The following is a 19,190-nucleotide window of genomic DNA, read 5'->3' as shown; positions in this document are numbered from 1 at the left end:
GTCCGCCCCCGCCGGGACGACGCTCCGGGCACAATGTCGTTAGCGGATCGAATGATCAGCCGGTTAGAGTCGGGCTATGCATGCTTGGCCCGCCTCCGAGGTTCCCCTGCTTCCCGGCACGGGGCACCCCCTGCGCATTCACGACACCGCGAGCGGCGGTCTGCAGACGACGCACCCCGGGCCGACCGCCCGGCTCTACGTCTGCGGGATCACGCCGTACGACGCCACCCACCTCGGCCACGCCGCCACCTACAACGCCTTCGACCTGGTGCAGCGCATCTGGTTGGACGCGGGCCACCAGGTTGTCTACGTGCAGAACGTCACCGATGTCGACGACCCGCTGCTCGAACGCGCCGTGGCCACCGGCGAGGACTGGGTGGCGCTGGCCGAGCGCGAGACCGCGCTGTTCCGCGAGGACATGACGGCACTTCGGATGCTGCCGCCCGCCCACTACATCGGCGCGGTCGAGTCGATCCCGCTGATCGTCCCGCTGGTCCAGGACCTGCTGGCCAAGGGCGCCGCCTACGAGCTCGACGGTGACATCTACTTCTCGGTCGCCTCCGACCCGCACTTCGGCGAGGTCTCCGGCTACGACGCCGAGCAGATGCTGCGCTTCTTCGGCGAGCGCGGCGGTGACCCGGAGCGTCCGGGCAAGAAGAACCGGCTCGACCCGGTGCTCTGGCTCGCGGCCCGCCCCGGCGAACCCGCCTGGGACACCGAGCTCGGCCACGGCCGGCCCGGCTGGCACATCGAGTGCGTCGCCATCGCGCTGCAGTACCTGGGCATGAGCTTCGACCTCCAGGGCGGCGGCAGCGACCTCGTCTTCCCGCACCACGAGATGGGCGCCTCGCACGCCCACGTCGCCACCGACAGCCACCCCTACGCCCGCCACTACATGCACGCCGGCATGGTCGCGCTCAACGGCGAGAAGATGTCCAAGTCCCGCGGCAACCTCGTCTTCGTCTCCGCGCTGCGGCGCGAGGGCGTGGACCCGGCGGCCATCCGGCTGGCGCTGCTCGCCCACCACTACCGCAGCGACTGGGAGTGGACCGAGGCCGACCTGCACACCGCGCAGCAGCGCCTGGCCCGCTGGCGTGCCGCGGTCTCCCGGCCCGACGGCCCCGACGCGGCCGAGCTGCTCGCCCAGGTGCGGGCGGCGCTCGCCGAGGACCTCGACACGCCGAGCGCGCTCGCGGCGGTCGACGCCTGGGCGGCCCGGCAGGAGGCCGAGGGCGGCGAGGACACCGGCGCCCCGGGCCTCGTCTCCCGCACGGTCGACGCCCTGATGGGCGTCGCGCTGTAGCCACACCGGCCCACAGGCCCGGCGGAGGCCGGATCTGTCACGGATTCCGTGACAGATCCGGCCTCCGCCCGTTCCGGGACTGCTGCCGGTCCGGCGCGGGGTAGGTGCGGCCCTTCCAGGCCGCGCCGCGGCCGCGCCAGTGCTGGACGGCGGAGTCCACCGTCATCAGCAGGTAGAGCGCGGCGGTGAACGGCAGCAGCAGCGCCTCCCAGGCCGGACGGCCGTAGTAGGCCAGCATCGGCCGGAAGGTCGCGGCCATCAGCAGCCAGGCGGCGAACGCGGGCGCGGCGACGCCGGGCGTGGCCAGGACCAGGCCGGTCAGCAGCAGGACCGGCGGCACCAGGTACACCAGCGTCAGCCCGAGCACCGTGCCGATCAGCAACAGCACGTTGTGCCGCAGCTGCGCGTAGGCGCTGCGGGAGACCATCCGCCACAGCTGCGCCAGCTCCGGATAGGGGCGGACGCTGTCCACGCGGTCGGCGAGGCCCAGCCAGGTGCGTCCGCCGCCGCGCTTCACCAGCCGGGCCAGGTTCACGTCGTCGATCACCGCGCCCCTGATCGCGGCCACGCCGCCCACCCGGGCCAGCGCCTCGCGGCGCACCAGCGTGCAGCCGCCGGCCGCGGCGGCGGTCCGCGAACCCGGCTTGTTGCTCCAGCGGAAGGGGTAGAGCTGGGCGAAGAAGTAGACGAAGGCCGGGACGATCAGCTGTTCCCAGCGGGTCCGCACGCTGAGCCTGGCCATCTGCGAGACCAGGTCGTAGCCCCCGTCGGAGCCGCCCTCTGCGGAGGCCACCAGCGCGTCGAGCGAGTCCGGGGTGTGCGCGATGTCCGCGTCGGTGAGCAGCAGGTACTCCACGTCCCCGGCGATCTCCACGCCGTGGCGCAGCGCCCACAGCTTGCCGGTCCACCCCGCGGGCGGCTCGCCCGGCGAGGTCACCGTCAGCGGCAGCAGCGCGTCCGGCCGCCCGCCGAGCTCCCTGGCCAGGTCGCCGGTCCCGTCGGTGCTGCCGTCGTCGACCAGGATCACCCGGGCGTCGCCCGCGTAGCGCTGGGCCAGCAGCGAGGGGAGGCTCTCCGGCAGCACCTCGGCCTCGTCGCGGGCCGGCACCACGATCGCCACCGAAGGCCGCGGGGTCCCTTCGTCCGCGCCGCGCGGCGGCAGCCGCAGGTCGGTGCGCCAGAAGTCGCCCTGGCAGAAGGTCAGCCACAGCCAGGCCAGCAGGGACACGCAGGCGATCAAGCTCAGCACGGTCACCCGCGCGAGTATGCCGCACCCGGCCCCGAGGCGGGGTCAGGCCGACCGACGGAACCGAACAGCTTCGCGCGAGCTCCACAGCGTCTCCGTGATCTGCCGCCTCGGCGCGTCAGGCGCCTCGGCGCCTCCAGGCCGCGCCGGTCTGTCAGGCGAGGCGCAGTTCGGCGGCCACCTGGCCGTAGAACAGCTCGCCGGTCGGGCGGAAGCCCAGGCGCTGGTAGAAGTACTCCGGGCCGTGCCGGCCGGGGAGCCACAGCACGCTGACCCGTCGCTCGCCCCGGCTGCGGGCCTCGGCGCATATCGCGGCGACCGCGAAGCGGCCGTAGCCGCGGCCCTGGTACTCGGCGGCGATGTTCAGCCGCCAGACGCCGCAGCGGAACGCCTCCACGGGGCTGCGGGGATCGAAGCTGCCCATCACGAAGCCGACCAGCAGATCGCGGTCGAAGACCAGCCGGGGCCAGGCGTGGGAACCGTGGGCGTACGCCTCGGCGAGCGAGCGTGCCACCGGGGCGACGAAGGCGCTCTGTTCGGGGCGCACCGTCAGACCGCAGGCGGCGTCCACGTTCGCGGCCGTGACCTGCTCCAGCCGCAACCAGGGTGAGTCGGGCGTCATGGCGGCACGATACGGATCCGGGCGCGCGGGCGACAGATCCGTGGGCCATGTGTTCGGCCACACGTAGACTGCGCCCCGTGAAGATCGCACTGATGGATTCCGGGATCGGCCTGCTCCCCGCGGCCGCCGCGCTGCGGGCGCTGCGCCCCGACGCCGACCTCGTGGTCTCGCAGGACCCCGACGGCATGCCGTGGGGCCCGCGGACGCCCGAGGACATCACGGCGCACGCGCTCGCGGTCGCCAGGGCGGCGGCGGAGCAGAAGCCGGACGCGCTGGTCGTCGCCTGCAACACCGCCTCCGTGCACGCGCTGGAGGCGATCCGCGCGGAGCTGGAGCCGGACATCCCGGTGATCGGCACGGTGCCGGCGATCAAGCCCGCCGCGGCGTCCGGCGGCAGCGTCGCGATCTGGGCCACCCCGGCGACCACCGGCAGCGCCTACCAGCGCGGCCTGATCCGCGACTTCGCTGGCGGCGCGGAGGTCACCGAGATCCCCTGCCCCGGACTGGCCGACGCCGTCGAGTACGCCAGGCCGGACGAGATCGCCACCAGCGTCGCCGCGGCCGCCGCGCTCACCCCGGAGGGGACCCGCGCGCTGGTCCTCGGCTGCACCCACTACGAACTGGTCGCCGCCGAGATCCGCGCCGCGCTGGCGGACGCCTGCCCGGACCTGGTCTTCTTCGGCTCCGCCCGGGCCGTCGCCGAGCAGGCGCTGCGCCGGGCCCGGCCGCTGCGCGAGCGGGGCGAGGGCAGCCTCACGGTGCTGCGCAGCGGGCGCGAGGAGGCGCTGCCCGCGGCGGCGCTGGCCTACCCCGAGGGCCGGGGGCTGCTCGGCCTCAGCGGCTGAGCGCGGGCAGGCGGCGTCCGGCGCGGGCGCCGGAGGGGGACCAGGCGGCCAGGGCCGCGTCCAGGCGGGTGCGGGTGGTGCGGGCGTCGACCCGGAGGCGGCTGACGCAGAGCAGGTCCGGCAGACCGCCGCGCGGATCGACCAGCAGGCCGTCGTTGAGGAAGGCGCTGCGGTAGCCCAGCTCGCGCAGCAGGGCGACCGCGCGCAGGTCGTGCACGTCGTCCGGGTAGGCGAAGGAGCTGACGGGGCCGCCCGTCAGCTTGGTGAGGCGGTCGTGCGCGCCGGAGATCTCCTCGCGCAGCGCGTAGTCGTCGCAGCGGTCCAGGCGGGCGTGGTCGAGACCGTGGCTGCCGATGGCCATGCCCGCGTCCAGCAGGGACGCCAGATCGGCGCTGGTCGGCTGCGGGGCGGACGGCGCGCGGTGGCGTGCGGTGACTCTGAGCTCGGCCAGGGTGCGGCGGCGGTCGGGATCCGGCATGGCGGCCAGCGCCGCCGCGACCGAACCGCCGGCGCGGCCGGACAGGCAGCGTGCCCAGCCGCCCTCGCCGACCAGGTACTCGGCCTCGTCCCACCAGTAGGGCTGGTCCGTGTCGACCAGGCCCGCGACGACGAAGACCAGCGCCGGCACCGCGCGCTCGGCCAGCAGCGGCAGGGCCTTGGCGACGACGTCGCGGTGTCCGTGCTCGAAGGTGATCAGCACGCTGTGCGGGGGGAGCGGCGCGCCGCCCGTCATCGCCCGCTCGACCTGGGCCACCGAGACCGGGTTGGCCGTGCGCTGCAGCCGTTCGAGCTGCGCGGCGAAGACCGTTCGGTCGGGGATGTCGCGGAAGGTCAGCACCGCGAGCCTGCGGGAGGTGCGGGCACGCAGCAGCGGCACCGTGGTGGCGAGGGTCGGCTGTCGCACGGGCTTCCTTTCGGTCGCGGCACCGGACACAAGGAAGACACCCGCCTCGACGTGAAGGTTGTACGCGGTCCGAGTTTTTTGCGGACAGTTTTCCGTGAGGTGTCGGGACGGCCCAGAATGTCCGCATGAGCGAGCAGTGGACCGATCGTCCGGACGACGAGTCGAACAGTACCCCCATCGTCAGGAAGGTCGACCTGGGCACCGCCCGTCTGCTCCCCGACCTGGACCGGCCGCGCGGCTGGCTGCTCACCATGGACGGCACACCGCAGTCCTACGTCGACCTGGACGACCCGCTCCACCTGGAGTTCGAGTACACGCAGCGGCTGGCCCATGTGGTGGACCTGTGCGCGGAACCCGGCGTTCCGGTGGACGCGCTGCACCTCGGCGGCGGCGCGCTCACCCTGCCCCGCTATCTCGCCGCGACCCGTCCCGGCTCGCGGCAGCGGGTCGCCGAGCTGGACGCGGCACTGATCGACCTGGTGCGGGAGCGGCTGCCCTGGGACGCCGGCCTCGCGCTGGAGGTGGAGGCGGCCGACGCGCGCGAGGCACTGGGGCGCGCGCCCGCGGCCGGGGCCGATCTCGTCGTCGCCGACGTCTTCGGCGGACACACCATCCCCGCGGCGCTGACCTCGTTCGAGTTCGTCCACGCGGTCCGCCGGGCGCTGCGTCCCGGCGGGCTCTACGCCGCGAACCTGGCCGACGGCGCGCCGCTCGACTTCGTCCGCGGACAGCTGGCCACCGTCGGCGCGGTCTTCCCCGAGCGGGCCCTGGTGGCCGAGGCGTCGGTGCTGCGCGGGCGGCGCTACGGGAATCTGGTGCTGGTCGCCTCGGCGGCTCCGCTGCCGCTCGAGGCGCTCACCCGGCGGACCGCCGGGGACCCGTTCCCCGCCCGGGTGGTGGCGGGGGAACGGCTGACGGCCTTCGCCTCGGGCGCGGACCCGGTCACCGACGCGACGGCCGTCCCCTCCCCGCCGCCGCCGGACGGCGCGTTCGCGGTCTGAGCGGCCTGGCGCCGCCGCGGCTCAGGAGAGCACGCGCGCGAGGGCGAAGCCGTCGTAGCCCTTGGTGCTGACGGTCTGGATCGCGGTGCCCGACAGACGCGGCTCACTGGCGATCAGTTCCAGCGCCCCGCGGGTGCCCTGGATGGCCTCGTTGCCGTTCGGGTCGAGCACGGCGCCGTCGCGGACCACGTTGTCCACGACGATCAGCGCACCGGGCCGGGCCAGCCGCAGCGCCCAGCGGACGTACTGCGGGTTGTTCTCCTTGTCAGCGTCGACGAACACCAGGTCGAAGGGCTCGCGGCCCTCCAACTCCAGTTGCGGCAGCGTGTCCAGGGCCTTGCCGATGCGGATCTCGACCAGGTCGGCGAGGCCCGCGGCGGCGATGTTGGCGGCGGCCACCTCGGCGTGGCGGGGGTCGTACTCCAGGGTGACCACCCGTCCGCCCTCGGCGAGGCCGCGGGCGAGGCAGATCGTCGAGTAGCCGCCCAGGGTGCCGATCTCCAGGATCCGGCGCGCGCCCTGGATCTGGGCGAGCAGGTTCAGCAGCCGGCCGGCGGGCTGGGACACCTCGATCTTCGGGAGTCCGGCGGCCTCGCTGGCCTTGAGCGCGTTCTCGAGTGCCGGGTCCCGCAGGCCCAGTGTGGCGGTCAGGTAGTCGTCGACAGCTGTCCAGGTCTCTTGGGTGCTCATGACTGCCAACCTAACCGCTCGGAGGCTGCGGACGAGGGCATTTCGGTGCTCGCCGGGGCGGTCGCCGCGCTGGTTAGCATGGCTCCATGCGCCTCATCGGAGAGATCGACCCCACCCGTCCGCTGCTCGTCCTCGCCGTCGCCGAGGAGGCGGCCCACCTGACCACCGACCTGCCGGTGCTGCTCACCGGCATGGGCAAGGTGAACGCGGCGACCGCGGTCGCGACGGTCCTGGCGCGGGGTCCGCGTCCGACCGCGGTGGTGAACCTGGGCACGGCGGGGGCGCTCAAGTCCGGTTTCGCGGGGACGACGCACGAGGTGAGCGCGGTCATCCAGCACGATCTGGCCTCCGAGGTCCTGGCCTCGCTGACCGGCGTCACCTACGGTGCGCCGATCGGTCTGACCGGGCGCGGGCCCGTGCTCGCCACCGGCGACCTCTTCGTGGCGGAGGAGTCGGCCAGGGCGCGTCTCGCCGAACAGGCGGACCTGGTGGACATGGAGGGCTACGCGGTGGCCCAGGCGGTGCGTCAGACGGGGCTGCCGGTACGGCTGGTGAAGCATGTCAGCGACGACGCGGGCGAGGGGGCGGCGCAGGCCTGGCGCGAGTCGGTCGACGGCTGCGCGGTGGAGCTGGCGCGCTGGGTGCGCGAGAACCTCTGACGCGTCACGCGTCGCGCGTCACGCCGGGGTGATGCGGAAGACGGGGAAGCCGGGGGCCACGCGGTCCAGTTCCTCGGCGGGGGAGTCGGCGGTGAGGTCGCCGAAGAAGTAGCCGACCTCCCAGGCCCAGCGGCGCAGGTAGGCGCGCAGGATCAGCGGCTTGTCGGTGTCGGCGAGCTCGACGGCGGTGAAGCTCTCCGCCTTCCGGCCGAGCCGGAGTTCGCCGCCGCCGACGGCGCGCATGTTGCGGACCCACTGGGTGTGGCCGCGCGGTGCGACCAGGTAGCGCTCGCCGTCGACGGTGAGCAGGTTGACCGGGGTGGTGCGCCACTCGCCGCTCTTGCGGCCGCGGACGGCCAGGACGCGGGAGTCGAGCACGCTGATGCCGCGGTAGGTCAGCCAGATCATGGCGCGGCGGGTGAGGCGGTCGATCGCGATCATCATGCGGCCCTGCGGCTTGACGAGGCGGGGGGCGGTGGCGGGGACGGCAGCGGCCGCGGCGGCGGTGGTGGCGCTCATGGTGGACTCCTCGGAGTGAGAGATCGGAGTTCTGCTTCGAGAGCAGTGCTCTCGTTTGCCTGGTACGACTATGGCGCGTGCGCTGTGCGCTGTCAAGAGCAGTGCTCTCGTTTTGGTGCGGCGCCCCACTATGGGGGCGATGCTCTCGTTTGTGGCATGCTTGGGCCATGCCACCTGTGATCCGAACCGCCCGGGAGCGAGCCCGTGAGGAGCTGACTCTCGAGATCAAGAAGGAGGCCCGCCGCCAGCTCGCCGAGGAGGGCGCCCAGCGCCTCTCCCTGCGCGCCGTCGCCCGCGAGCTCGGCATGGCCTCCTCCGCGCTGTACCGCTACTTCCCGAGCCGTGACGACCTGCTCACGGCGTTGATCGTCGACGCCTACAACGCGGTCGGCGAGCGCGCCGAACAGGCTGTCGCCGCCTGCCCGGCCGACGCCACCCGCGACCGCTGGCGCGCCCTGTGCTCCAGCGTCCGGACCTGGGCCAAGGAGCACCCGCACGAGTACGCCCTGCTCTATGGCACCCCGGTCCCCGGCTACGCCGCCCCCGCGGAGACGGTCGGGCCGGCGGCCAGGGTGGCGCTCGCGCTGATCTCCGTGCTCCGCTCCGGCGCCGGCGAGGCGCGACCCACCGCCCCGGTCCGCCCGCTGCGCGGCGTGCTGGCCGAGCAGATCGCCGCCGTGGTCTCGGCCTGGGCGCCCGAGGTCGGCGCCGGTCTGCTGACCCGCGGCCTGGCGGCCTGGGCCCAGCTCTTCGGAATGATCAGCTTCGAGCTGTTCGGTCACCTGGTCGGCACCCTCGAACCGGCGGACGAGTTCTTCGCGCACACCGTGGAGGAGATGGCCGACGCGCTCGGGATGGCGTAGCGCGCCGCACCCCGGGATGCGGTGACCCGACCCCCAGCTGATCATCGGGAATGTGACTGAGCCTCTGACCGGGTCCGACCGGAACGTCGAGCGACGCAACGGCACGTCGACGGGCAACGCCGCACCCTCGGGCACCGCGTGGCTCAACCTCGCCGTGGCCACGCTCGGCTTCGCCCTGAACTTCTGGGCCTGGAACCTGATCGCCCCGCTAGCCGGCAGCTTCGACAGCAAGCTGCACATGACCTCGTTCGCGCAGTCCGTGCTGGTCGCGGTGCCGGTGCTGGTCGGCTCGATCGGGCGGGTGCCGGTGGGGGCGCTGACCGACCGTTACGGCGCGCGGCTGATGTTCCCGTTGGTGAGCGCGTTGACCATCGTGCCGGTGCTGCTGCTGATCCCGGCCAAGGGGTCCTATCCGGCGCTGATCGCCGTCGGGTTCTTCCTGGGCCTGGGCGGCACGACCTTCGCCATCGGCGTCCCGCTCGTCAACTCCTGGTTCGCGCCCGCCCGTCGGGGCGCGGCGCTGGGCGTCTTCGGCATGGGCACCGGCGGCGTCGCGCTCTCCGGCTACTTCACGCCCAGGCTCTACCACCACGGGCAGAGCCTGCCCTTCGTCCTCCTCGCGATCGCCCTCGGCGCCTACGCCCTGCTCGCCGCCGCCCTGCTGCGGGACCGGCCCGACCGGCCGGTGCCCTCGGCCCCGCTGACCGCCCGCCTCGGCAAGGCCGCGCGGCTCCGGGTCACCTGGGAGCTGTCCGCGCTCTACGCCCTCGCCTTCGGCGGGGTCGTCGCGTTCGGCGTCTATCTGCCCACCTACCTGAAGACCTGGTACGGGCTCAGCGCCACCGACGCGGGCACCAAAGCGGCGGGCTTCGCGGTCGTCACCGTCATCTTCCGCCCCATCGGCGGATGGCTGGCGGACCGGATCCACCCCGCCGTCGTCACCGCCTGGGCGCTCGGCGCCGTCGCGCTGCTCGCGGTCGTCCAGGCCTTCGAGCCGCCGCTGACCCCGGGCGCGACGATCTGCCTGCTGCTGACCGCGGCCGGCCTCGGTGCGGCCAGCGGCTCGGTGTTCACCCTGGTGTCCCGGGTGACACCGCAGGCCCAGATCGGCAGCGTCACCGGCATCGTCGGCGCGATGGGCGGCCTCGGCGGCTTCGTCCCGCCGCTGGTGATGGGCGCGGTCTACAACGCCAAGCAGTCCTACGCCATCGGCTTCATGCTCCTCTCCGACCTCGCCCTCGCCGGATGCGTCTACGCCTACGGCCGCATGCGCGGCCTGGGCCCCGGCGCCTCGGACTAGGGCCTGTTTGGAGTCGTGATCACGTGGCGGGGTCGAGACTGCGCATCCAGATGATGGATCCGCGGAGTTGAAGCCCCGCCATGTAGCTCTCGGGCGTCTTGTCGTAGCGGGTTGCCAAGCCTCGCCAAGCCCGGATCTTGTTGATGCAGCGCTCCACCGTGTTGCGGTCCTTGTACTGGTCGGCGTCGTGCGAGACCGGTCGCCCGCCGGCGCTTCCGCGCTTCTTGCGGTTCGCCGCCTGGTCAGCCTTTTCCGGGATCACTGCCTTGATACCGCGTCTGCGCAGGTAGGCCCGGTTGGCCCGCGACGAATACGCCTTATCGGCGGCCACCGCATCGGGTCTGGTCCGCGGACGACCGACGGGCCCGCACACCCTGATCCCCTCCAAAACGGCAACGAACCGAGGGCTGTCAGCGGCCTGCCCGGGCGTCAGCACGAAGGCCAACGGGCGACAGCGCAGGTCTGCCGCAAGATGAACCTTGCTGGTCAGTCCGCCACGAGAACGCCCGAGCGCCGCTGCCTTGAGTCGGGCACGGCGGCGCCGACGTAACTTCCGGCGCTCAGCCCGCTTCGTCTCCAGCTCTGCTGATGTCGTGGTCACCGGGGCGGTTTGCCCGGTTTCCGATGCCCCTTTTCCTCCGCTGCGGCCTCTTCCAACGCCGCCAGCACCTCGGGGTCGACCACCATCCCCGCCGCGTCGTGATGCGCGCGAGCCACGGTCGAATCCACGCTGACCAGCGACATGTCCGCCTGACCGCGCCGAGCGGCCTCCGTGATCATCGCCTCCATCAGCGCGGCGAACACACCCGCGTCACGCCACTGGGCGAAGCGGTCGTAGACCGTCTGCCAAGCACCGAACTCAGTCGGCATCTCCCGCCACTGGCCACCGCTGCGGAACTTCCAGATGACGCCCTCGAACTGGTCACGAAGCCGCTGCGGATACGGGCCGAACCGGCCGATGGGCAGGAACGGCTCGACCAACTCCCACTCGCTGTCGCTCAGTTCGCGTCGCGTCACAGGAGCGTTCTACCAGCCCGGCCCAGCTCGCGAGGGCGAACCGGGCAAGACTGATCACAACTCCAGACAGGCCCTAGTACTCCAGCAGGACTTTGCTATCTGACCTGGGGCGATGCAGGCGGAGTGGAGTGTAGTCAGGGTGCCAGGCGTCAGGGGCGGCTTCGTGTGGGCTGCCCCTCGATCGTGTGACTGCGCCGTCGGTAGTGGCTGCGGCGGGGCAGCCTCTCGATGTGATCACCGAGACCGTCGCCGAGACGTGGGACCGCGAACTGGACGAACTCTTCTTGACCGTGGGACACCGCTTCCGTCGCGTCGAAGCGCGGCGCCGGATGCGGGACTACGTGCGCGGCCTGCTGGCTCCAGTCGCCAGGAAGAACAGCTGGCAGCTGGCCGAGCAGGCCGGTCACCGCACCCCCGACGGCTTGCAGCATCTGCTCGCCGGGGCCGCGTGGGACCCGGACGAGATCCGCGATGACCTGCAGGCATTTGTCGCCGAGCGGTTGGGCGAGCCTGACGGGGTACTGATCCTCGACGACACCGGCTTCGTGAAGAAGGGCACCACCTCCGCCGGGGTGCAGCGCCAGTACTCCGGCACCGCCGGCCGGACCGAGAACTGCCAGATCGGAGTGTTCGCCGCCTATGCCTCCGTCCGGGGCCGGGCCCTGGTCGACCGTGAGCTCTACCTGCCCAAGTCATGGACCGAAGACCGCGATCGCTGCCGTGCGGCGAGGATCCCCGACGAGCGGGAGTTCTGCACCAAGGGCGAGCTGGCGAAGCGGCTGGTGCTGCGGGCGCTGGGCTCCGATCTGCCCATCGCCTGGGTCACCGCGGACTCGGCCTATGGGCAGGAGGGACGCTTCCGCCGGCTGCTGGAGGAATCCGGTGTCGGCTACGTCCTGGCGGTGCCCAAGTCCCAGTTCAGCCTGGGCGGTCCCCGCATCGACTGGCTGTTCGCGCAGGCCCCGGACGAGGCCTGGGAGCGGATGTCGTGCGGTGACGGCGCCAAGGGCCCGCGCGTCTACGACTGGGCGGCGATCCGGCTGCGGGCCGTGGCGGAGTACGACTACCAGGGCGAGGTCCTGGTCCGAGCACGCTGGGCGATGGCCCGCCGCAGCATCGCCAAGCCGGACGAGATCGCCTACTACCTCGCCTACGCGCCGCCGGAGACCACCGTGACGGAGTTGGTGCGGATCGCGGGGATGCGGTGGGCGATCGAGGAGTGCTTCCAGGCCGCGAAGAACGAATGCGGTCTGGATCAGTACGAAGTCCGCCGTTACACCGGCTGGATGCGGCACATCACGCTCGCCATGCTCGCGCACGCGTTCTTGGCCGCGATGGCGGCCGCCGCGGCGTCAAAAGGGGCTGCAGAAACGGTTCCGGCACCCTGGTCGACCTCACCGTGGCGGAGATCCGCAGGCTCCTGGCAGTTGGCGGCGGCGGTGGCCCGTGTCCGCCACGGCGCTCGCCCCGCACTCACGCGCTGAGCTGGTCCGCCTGGCGTCGACGACGCCAGGCCGTCGCCCGCCGCAGCCACTACCGACGGCGCAGTCACACGATCGAGGGGCAGCCCACACGAAGCCGCCCCTGACGCCTGGCACCCTGACTACACTCCACTCCGCCTGCATCGCCCCAGGTCAGATAGCAAAGTCCTGCTGGAGTACTAGGCCCGGCCGGCCCTACGGGCGCGCCGCGCCCAGGCCGAGCAGCAGGCCTGCGCCGACGGCGACAGCGGGTGCGCCGAGCACGGGAGTGACCGAGGCGAGGACGGCCAGCGAGGTGAGCGCGCCCGCCGCGCTGAGCGCGGCGGGGGTCGGCCGGGGGGAGCGAGCCAGGGCCCACAGCGTCCAGGCGAAGGCGCAGCCCAGCAGCGCCACCCCGGGCCAGCCCTGCTCGGCGGCCGCCTGCAGCGCCGCCGAAGACGCGTTGCCGCTCCCGAAGTCGCCCGGTCCGACGCCGCGCAGCGGCTGCTCGCCGAGGTCGGTCAGGGCCTCCCGCCACAGCGTCAGCCGGTCAGCGGGTACGGGGGCGCCGCCCGCGCCGGTGCGGGCCAGCACCACCGTCGTCCCGACGGCCGCCAGGGCGCAGATCGCCAGCAGCGCCGAGGCGCGGGCCCGTCCGTGCGTCCGGTGCACGGATCCGGCCACCAGCAGGGTGCCCCCGCAGGCCAGCGCGCCCACGAGGGAGTACGTGAGCAGCGACTCGGCGGCCAGGACCAGCGCCAGCGCCCCGCAGGCCCGCGGCAGCACCCGGCCGGTCGCCGAGTAGCCCGCACAGCAGGCCGCGCCGACGGAGAGCGCGAGCAGCGCGGCCTGCGCGTCCTCGCCCAGCACGGGTCGTCCGAAGGCCGGCACGAACACGGCGACGCCGACGGCGGGCGCCAGCAGACCGGTCACCGGCAGCGAGGCCCCGGCGATGCGGCCCATGGCGTAGCCGGTGGTGACGGCCAGCAGCCCGAGCAGCACGCCTTCGGGGCGGGCCTGGCGCCCCTCGGCGCTGAGGACGGTCCAGGCGGCGCAGGCGGCCAGCAGCAGCAGGCCGACCATGTCGCAGCGCGCGCCGTCCCGGGAGGGCACGGCGGTGTCGTCCGACATCGGCGTCCCCCGCTCGCCCGTCCCCCACCTGCCGGTCCGGTCCACCGTAGACCCGGACTTGGCCGGATGTCACCGGTCGGGACCCCGCATAGTGTGGTCCCCATGCCCATCCCTGACTTCGTCCGCGACCTGCGCAGCCACATCGGGACCCGCCCCCTCTGGATGAGCGGGATCAACGCGGTGATCCTCGACGACGACGGCCGCGTCCTGCTCACCCGCCGCGCCGACAGCGGCCGTTGGGCCCTGCTCGGCGGCATCGTCGAACCGGGGGAGGAACCGGCCGACACCGTGGTGCGGGAGGCCTGGGAGGAGGCGGGCGTCCATGTCGTCCCCGAACGACTGGTCAGCGTCTCCGTCGACCCCCCGATCGTCCACGCCAACGGCGACCACGCGCAGTACCTGGCCCTGACCTTCCGCTGCCGCCTGACCGGCGGCGAGGCCAGGGTCAACGACGACGAGTCGCTGGAGGTGGGTTGGTTCCCACCGGAGCACCTGCCCGCCGGCCTGCGTCCGTTCGAGCTGGAACGGCTGGAGCAGGCGCTGACGGACGAGGAACGGACCTGGTTCGCGCTCTCGGCGGGCGACGTGACCGGCGGAGCGGACGGGGGCTCAGCTGAGGGGTGAGCCGTGCGGGTGGGGGTGGTCGGGGCGCTTGCGGACCCGGTAGGCGTCCTCGGCGGCCTCGACCACGGCGGCCAGGTCACCGCCCGCGGCGGCGGTGGCCACGGCGGGGACCGCGCCCTCCACGATCGGGGCGTCGCAGAACCGGATCGGAAAGGGAAGCGTCAACTCCTCGGCCCGGTCCAGGAGGGCGAGCACGGAACGTGCCGTGTCGGGGAGGTCGCAGAGCACCGCGACCCCGACTCCCTGGTCCACCTGGCGCGCGGCGGCGACCACCCCCTCCGCCGCCGGGCCGACCGCCGCCACGGGGGCGGGGTCGCCGGTGGGCAGCAGCCGGACGCTGAAGTCCAGCGTCGCCTGGGCGAGGGTGCGGCTGCGGCAGACCAGCACGATGCCGACCCGGTCGTGGTCGGGCAGCGGCAGCACCCGCAGCGGCGCGCGGGCCGGTGCGCGCACCGGCGTCCGCAGCGGGACCACGTCGGCTTTCTCATCCACGTCGGATCTCCACCTCCGCGCCCAGGGTAGGCACCGGCGCCCCCCATGCCGCCGGGGACACGCGACTCTCAGGTCACCTCCGTGGTGATCGCGACGATCGGAGTCGCAGCAGCAGCGCCCACCCGGCGGCAGGTGAGTCCGATACCGTGCAGTCCGGCGGAGGAGCGGAGGGTGGGGAACGGATGGCGGTGGCGGCGCAGGACGCGGACCGGCGGCTTGTGGTGGCCGTGGCTACGGGCGACGTCGACGCGGTACGCGCGTGCCTGAACGAGGGCGCAGACCCGAACGCACCCGGCCCCGACGGCCTGCCGGTGCTCTGCGCGGCTGTGGCCGGATTCGACCACGAGACCGCCGAGGCCCTGACGGAAGGCGGCGCCGACCCGGACCGTGTGCTGCCGGACGGGACGACACCACTCCTGCACGCCGTGGACCGCGGCTCCCCGGCGCTGGTCCGAGCCGTGCTTGGCGAGGACCCCCGGCTGCGGATCGCCGAGGTGGAGCGGAGGCGGCTGCTCGACCTGGCGCGGCACTGGCACGAGACCGGCGCGTCCGAGGAACTGCGCCGCCGCACCGGGGCCGTGGGGCCGGCCACCCGACGAGCGATCGAGGAGCAGTACACGGACATCGAAGAGGTCTCGCTCGGCGGGCTCACCGTGCGGGCGGGCCACAGCGGCGTGCTCAGCGCGCTGGAGCAGGCGTTCGGCGTGCTGCCGCCGGTAGCGGAACTGCTGGCCCGGGCTGCCGTGCATCCGGACGAGACCCACGCCAACTGGTCGGCGGCGGCCTGGGCCCTGGCCCACCGACGGGGCCCCGAGGACTGGTCCGCCCTGGCCGACCTGCGTCACGACCCGGCCCCCGTCCACCGCCGTCTTCTCGCCGACGTCCTGCGGACCCGGAACTTCCTGGCGAGCTTGGACGACAGCCTGGACGCCGGGCCGGACTTCGAGCTGCTGGCCGCCTGGGCACTCGACGAGCCGAACGGCGAGGTGCTTGCCAGGGTGCTCGATGCCTGCACCGCAGGGGAGTACTCCGGCTGGGAGGCGGTCGGCCTCCGGTACGTCGACCATCCCGACCCCCGAGTGCGCCGCGAGGTGCCGTACTGCCTGAGCCGCTACCAGACGCCGCGGACCGAGGCCGGCACGGCCGCCCTGCTGGTCCTCGCGCGCGACCCGGCCGCCGAGGTCCGGCGGGTCGTCGCCGACGTTTTCGCCGCTCCGGGGCGCGAGCTCGGCTCCGGTCCCAGGGAGACCCTGCTCGCGCTGCTCCAGGACTCCGACCCCGGCGTCCGCGCCGCCGCCGCTGCCTCCCTCGCCGGCTCTGCAGACCGGACGCCCGTCACCGTCGAGGCCCTCGCCGCGCTGCTGGACGAGCACGACCAGGGGCTGCGACTGGAGGCCGCCTTCGGCCTCGCGTGGCGCGACGACCCGCGCACCGACCAGGCCTACGCCCGCGTCGGCCCGCTCGGCCCCGGGTTCGACCACGACCACCGGATCTCCGCCTACTTTCACTATCAGCGGCGCAACCGTCCGAACCAGGACTGACGGTGTGAAAGGCGGGGCGGACGGCGGAGCACCCTGGCGGACCGTCCCGTTCGACCACCGCGATCCGGCAGCACGGGGCCCCACGACGCCCGGGAATGTGCTGACCCTGTGTGCCGTCACCACCTCGCCCAGCACCGTGCGGGCCGGACGGTCGACGCACGACGGGGCCCCGGCACCGCCATCTGCATGGCGCCGGCGGGCCTCCGCTACACCGACTGAGCCACCGCCCGGCGCAGCTCCGTGAGCAGCTCGGGGCCGGACCAGGTCCGTGCCGCGTCCTGCTCCGCCTCGTGCACCAGGGCCGCCAGGCGCGCGCACGCGGGCGCGTCGCGGCCGTGGCGCCGGGCCAGCGCGACGATCTCGCCCTGCAGCGAGTCGACCTCCGTCGGCCGGCCGCGCTGGAGGTCCTCCCACATGGACGAGCGGGCCTTCTCGTCGATCGCCAGCATCTTCGCCGCCGCCCGGGTGAAGACCGCGTCCGGCAGGCGCAGCAGCACCGGCGTCAGCGTCGGCCGTACCGCGCCGAGCTGGGCCGGGCGCACGCCCGCCGCGCGGAAGGCGGCCAGCGCCTCGGTCTGGCACAGGGCCAGGCAGCCGCGGTAGGAGCGGTCGCTGAGCTGGGCCCGCAGCGGCAGTCCGGAGAGGGCGTTGACGGCGTTGTTCAGGTTCATCAGCAGCTTGGCGTACTGCACCTCGCGCATGTCGCCCCGCGCCTGCACCGACAGCCCCGCCGCCGTGAGCGCGGCGACGAGCGGCGCGCCCGCCGGGGCGTCGTCCAGCATCAGCGCGCCGCCGGTGCCCTGGTGGAAGGAGCCGGGCTCGGTCTGCAGCACGTTGTAGGGGACCATGCCGGTGAGCACCGTCTGCTCCGGCAGTTCCTCGCGCAGCGCCTCGGCGTTGTGCAGACCGTTCTGGAAGCTGACCACGACCGTCCCCGGCGCGAGGTGCGGCGCCAGCTGCCTGGCCGCCTCCCGCGTCCCGTCGGACTTCACGGTCACCAGCACCACGTCCGCCTCCGCGGCGGCCGACGCGTCGGTGGCGAGCGTCAGTTCCGCGGCCGGCACCGCGACCTCGGCGCGCCGACCGCTCGTCAGGGTCAGTCCGCGCTCCGCCACCGCCGCCATCGCCGCCGCCCGGCCGACCAGGACCACCTCGACGTCCTCGCGCGCGGCCAGATGCCCGCCCAGGTGGCAGCCGATGCTGCCCGCGCCCATCACCGCGACCCGCAGCTTTGCCATCGCTACACCGCCTCCGCCGCCGCGCGCCCGGCCGCCCGGCCGGAGAAGAGGCAGCCGCCGAGGAAGGTGCCCTCCAGGGCGCGGTAGCCGTGCATGCCGCCGCCGCCGAAGCCGGCCACCTCGCCCGCCGCGTACAGGCCGGGCACCGCCGCGCCGTCGGGGCCCAGCACCCGGCTGGACAGGTCGGTCTGCAGTCCGCCGAGGGTCTTCCTGGTCAGCACGTGCAGCTTGACGGCGATCAGCGGACCCGCCTTCGGGTCCAGCAGCCGGTGCGGCTTGGCGACGCGGATCAGCTTGTCGCCCCGGTAGGCCCGCGCCGACCGGAGCGCCGCGATCTGCAGGTCCTTGGTGAACGCGTTGTCGACCTCCCGGTCCCTGGCGACGACCTGGCGCTCCACGTCCGCGAAGGAGAGCAGCGGCTCGTCGGTGAGCCGGTTCATCGCGGTGACCAGCTCCGGCAGCGTGTCGGCGACGACGAAGTCCGAGCCCTGCCGCTTGAACGCCTCGACCGGCGCGGGCGCGCCGCCGCCCAGCCGGGCGGCGAGGACCTTCCGCAGCTCCTTGCTGGTCAGATCGGGGTTCTGCTCGGACCCCGAGAGGGCGAACTCCTTCTCGATGATCTTCTGGGTGAGCACGAACCAGGAGTGGTCGTGGCCGGTCGTGCGCAGGTACTCCAGGGTGCCCAGGGTGTCGAAGCCGGGGAAGAGCGGCACCGGAAGCCGCTTGCCGGTGGCGTCGAGCCAGAGCGAGGAGGGGCCCGGCAGGATCCGGATGCCGTGACCCGGCCAGATGGGGGCGTAGTTGGTGATGCCCTCGACGTAGTGCCACATCCGGTCGCGGTTGACCAGCCGTGCGCCGGCCGCCTCGCTGATGCCGAGCATCCGGCCGTCGACGTAGGCGGGGACGCCGGTGAGCATGTGCGCGGGCGGGGTGCCGAGCCGGTCCGGCCAGTTGGCCCGGACCAGGTCGTGGTTGGCGCCGATCCCGCCGGAGGTGACGATCACCGCCTGGGCGCGGTACTCGAACTCGCCGACCGCCTCCCGGTCGGACGCCTCGCCGCGCGCGGTGGCGCTGGGCGCGAGGACGGTGCCGCGCACGCCGTCGACCCCGTTCGCGCCGGTCAGCAGTTCGTCGACCTGGTGCCGGAAGGCGAAGGTCACCAGTCCGCTCGCCGCCGCCCGGGTGACCCGCTGGGCGAAGGGCTCGACGATGCCGGGGCCGGTGCCCCAGGTGATGTGGAAGCGGGGCACCGAGTTGCCGTGCCCGAGCGCGTCGTAGCCGCCGCGCTCGGCCCAGCCGACCACGGGGAAGAGCTTGACGCCGCGCTCGCGCAGCCAGGCGCGCTTCTCGCCGGCCGCGAACTCGACATAGGCGCGGGCCCAGCGGCGGCCCCAGGAGTCCTCGTCCTCGCGGTCGAAGCCGGCGGTGCCCTCCCAGTCCTGCCAGGCGAGCTCGAAGGAGTCCCGTACGCCCATCCGGCGCTGTTCGGGGGAGTCGACCAGGAAGAGTCCTCCGAAGGACCAGAAGGCCTGGCCGCCGAGGTTGGCCTGGTTCTCCTGGTCGACCAGCAGCACCCGGCGCCCGGCGGCGACCAGTTCGCAGGTGGCGGTCAGTCCGGCGAGGCCGGCCCCGACGACGATGACGTCCGCGTCCACGGCTGTGACTCCTCCTGGCGGGTGCACTTGGCTACTGCCGAGTATCTCGGGCGGGTGAGTGCACCTTACCGGCGCTGCGG

At 73.6% G+C, this 19,190-nt stretch carries 18 protein-coding genes and 1 pseudogene; 9 read left to right on the top strand and 10 right to left on the bottom strand.

Going from position 1 to position 19,190, the window contains the following annotated elements:
• Nucleotides 1–76 precede the first annotated feature (76 nt).
• Complete coding sequence (gene mshC, locus BS83_RS15785) at nucleotides 77–1,303, top strand: cysteine--1-D-myo-inosityl 2-amino-2-deoxy-alpha-D-glucopyranoside ligase (protein WP_037604454.1); 1,227 nt, start codon at nucleotides 77–79, stop codon at nucleotides 1,301–1,303.
• A gap of 37 nt (nucleotides 1,304–1,340) precedes the next feature.
• Here the strand turns inward: mshC and BS83_RS15780 are convergent, their stop codons facing one another.
• Together BS83_RS15780 and BS83_RS15775 are read right to left on the bottom strand one after the other, a co-directional pair.
• The gene (locus BS83_RS15780; RefSeq protein ID WP_051943103.1) at nucleotides 1,341–2,558 is read right to left on the bottom strand and encodes a glycosyltransferase; all 1,218 of its coding nucleotides are present in this window, start codon (nucleotides 2,556–2,558) and stop codon (nucleotides 1,341–1,343) included.
• A gap of 145 nt (nucleotides 2,559–2,703) precedes the next feature.
• Nucleotides 2,704–3,171 carry a GNAT family N-acetyltransferase gene (locus BS83_RS15775; RefSeq protein ID WP_037604453.1) on the bottom strand — a complete coding sequence of 156 codons (468 nt, stop codon included), beginning with the start codon at nucleotides 3,169–3,171 and terminating at the stop codon, nucleotides 2,704–2,706.
• 77 nt (nucleotides 3,172–3,248) lie between these two features.
• On the opposite strand from BS83_RS15775, the gene BS83_RS15770 reads away from it, so the two are divergent.
• Nucleotides 3,249–4,016, top strand: a complete 768-nt coding sequence (locus BS83_RS15770; protein WP_037604452.1) for a glutamate racemase — start codon at nucleotides 3,249–3,251, stop codon at nucleotides 4,014–4,016.
• On the opposite strand, the gene BS83_RS15765 is transcribed toward BS83_RS15770, so the two are convergent.
• Nucleotides 4,006–4,920 (bottom strand): polysaccharide deacetylase family protein, encoded by a 915-nt coding sequence (locus BS83_RS15765; RefSeq protein ID WP_051943102.1) that lies wholly within the window; start codon nucleotides 4,918–4,920, stop codon nucleotides 4,006–4,008. The two genes, BS83_RS15770 and BS83_RS15765, sit on opposite strands and share 11 nt — an antisense overlap.
• 125 nt (nucleotides 4,921–5,045) lie before the next feature.
• On the opposite strand from BS83_RS15765, the gene BS83_RS15760 reads away from it, so the two are divergent.
• Entirely contained in the window at nucleotides 5,046–5,921 is an 876-nt protein-coding gene (locus BS83_RS15760; RefSeq protein ID WP_051943101.1) for a spermidine synthase, read from the top strand.
• 21 nt (nucleotides 5,922–5,942) lie between these two features.
• On the opposite strand, the gene BS83_RS15755 is transcribed toward BS83_RS15760, so the two are convergent.
• Nucleotides 5,943–6,611 carry an O-methyltransferase gene (locus tag BS83_RS15755; protein WP_037604450.1) on the bottom strand — a complete coding sequence of 223 codons (669 nt, stop codon included), beginning with the start codon at nucleotides 6,609–6,611 and terminating at the stop codon, nucleotides 5,943–5,945.
• Between the two features lie 86 nt (nucleotides 6,612–6,697).
• Between BS83_RS15755 and BS83_RS15750 the strand changes: the two genes are divergently transcribed.
• Nucleotides 6,698–7,270, top strand: coding sequence for a nucleosidase (locus tag BS83_RS15750; RefSeq protein ID WP_037604447.1), 573 nt, complete (start codon nucleotides 6,698–6,700; stop codon nucleotides 7,268–7,270).
• An 18-nt stretch (nucleotides 7,271–7,288) separates the two neighbouring features.
• Here the strand turns inward: BS83_RS15750 and BS83_RS15745 are convergent, their stop codons facing one another.
• Nucleotides 7,289–7,714, bottom strand: a complete 426-nt coding sequence (locus BS83_RS15745) for a nitroreductase family deazaflavin-dependent oxidoreductase (protein WP_037609101.1) — start codon at nucleotides 7,712–7,714, stop codon at nucleotides 7,289–7,291.
• A gap of 242 nt (nucleotides 7,715–7,956) precedes the next feature.
• Here BS83_RS15745 and BS83_RS15740 point away from each other — a divergent pair, with 242 nt between their 5' ends.
• On the top strand, nucleotides 7,957–8,652 hold the full coding sequence (locus BS83_RS15740; RefSeq protein ID WP_037604446.1) for a TetR/AcrR family transcriptional regulator: 696 nt from the start codon (nucleotides 7,957–7,959) through the stop codon (nucleotides 8,650–8,652).
• A gap of 154 nt (nucleotides 8,653–8,806) precedes the next feature.
• Nucleotides 8,807–9,952: an MFS transporter gene (locus BS83_RS15735; RefSeq protein ID WP_232248707.1), complete on the top strand. Its 1,146-nt coding sequence runs from the start codon at nucleotides 8,807–8,809 to the stop codon at nucleotides 9,950–9,952.
• 19 nt (nucleotides 9,953–9,971) lie between these two features.
• On the opposite strand, the pseudogene BS83_RS43990 reads toward BS83_RS15735, so the two are convergent.
• A pseudogene (locus tag BS83_RS43990) lies at nucleotides 9,972–10,969 on the bottom strand (IS5 family transposase).
• 230 nt (nucleotides 10,970–11,199) lie between these two features.
• On the opposite strand from BS83_RS43990, the gene BS83_RS15720 reads away from it, so the two are divergent.
• Complete coding sequence (locus BS83_RS15720; protein WP_051942678.1) at nucleotides 11,200–12,453, top strand: IS701 family transposase; 1,254 nt, start codon at nucleotides 11,200–11,202, stop codon at nucleotides 12,451–12,453.
• A 192-nt stretch (nucleotides 12,454–12,645) separates the two neighbouring features.
• On the opposite strand, the gene BS83_RS15715 is transcribed toward BS83_RS15720, so the two are convergent.
• The gene (locus BS83_RS15715) at nucleotides 12,646–13,560 is read right to left on the bottom strand and encodes an O-antigen ligase family protein (RefSeq protein ID WP_051943100.1); all 915 of its coding nucleotides are present in this window, start codon (nucleotides 13,558–13,560) and stop codon (nucleotides 12,646–12,648) included.
• A 102-nt stretch (nucleotides 13,561–13,662) separates the two neighbouring features.
• Between BS83_RS15715 and BS83_RS15710 the strand changes: the two genes are divergently transcribed.
• Nucleotides 13,663–14,184, top strand: coding sequence for an NUDIX hydrolase (locus BS83_RS15710; RefSeq protein ID WP_037604443.1), 522 nt, complete (start codon nucleotides 13,663–13,665; stop codon nucleotides 14,182–14,184).
• On the opposite strand, the gene BS83_RS15705 is transcribed toward BS83_RS15710, so the two are convergent.
• Nucleotides 14,170–14,676, bottom strand: coding sequence for a PTS sugar transporter subunit IIA domain-containing protein (locus tag BS83_RS15705; protein ID WP_332262335.1), 507 nt, complete (start codon nucleotides 14,674–14,676; stop codon nucleotides 14,170–14,172). The two genes, BS83_RS15710 and BS83_RS15705, sit on opposite strands and share 15 nt — an antisense overlap.
• 182 nt (nucleotides 14,677–14,858) lie before the next feature.
• On the opposite strand from BS83_RS15705, the gene BS83_RS15700 reads away from it, so the two are divergent.
• Nucleotides 14,859–16,217, top strand: a complete 1,359-nt coding sequence (locus tag BS83_RS15700; protein WP_037604441.1) for a HEAT repeat domain-containing protein — start codon at nucleotides 14,859–14,861, stop codon at nucleotides 16,215–16,217.
• Nucleotides 16,218–16,423: 206 nt separating this feature from the next.
• On the opposite strand, the gene BS83_RS15695 is transcribed toward BS83_RS15700, so the two are convergent.
• Nucleotides 16,424–17,455 (bottom strand): 2-dehydropantoate 2-reductase, encoded by a 1,032-nt coding sequence (locus BS83_RS15695; RefSeq protein ID WP_232248352.1) that lies wholly within the window; start codon nucleotides 17,453–17,455, stop codon nucleotides 16,424–16,426.
• A gap of 2 nt (nucleotides 17,456–17,457) precedes the next feature.
• Nucleotides 17,458–19,110, bottom strand: a complete 1,653-nt coding sequence (locus BS83_RS15690) for an FAD-binding dehydrogenase (RefSeq protein ID WP_037604440.1) — start codon at nucleotides 19,108–19,110, stop codon at nucleotides 17,458–17,460.
• Between the last annotated feature and the right edge of the window lie 80 nt (nucleotides 19,111–19,190).

The sequence above is a fragment of the Streptacidiphilus rugosus AM-16 genome, from assembly GCF_000744655.1.
Taxonomy (GTDB): domain Bacteria; phylum Actinomycetota; class Actinomycetes; order Streptomycetales; family Streptomycetaceae; genus Streptacidiphilus; species Streptacidiphilus rugosus.
This window is presented reverse-complemented; position numbering and strand designations above follow the sequence as displayed.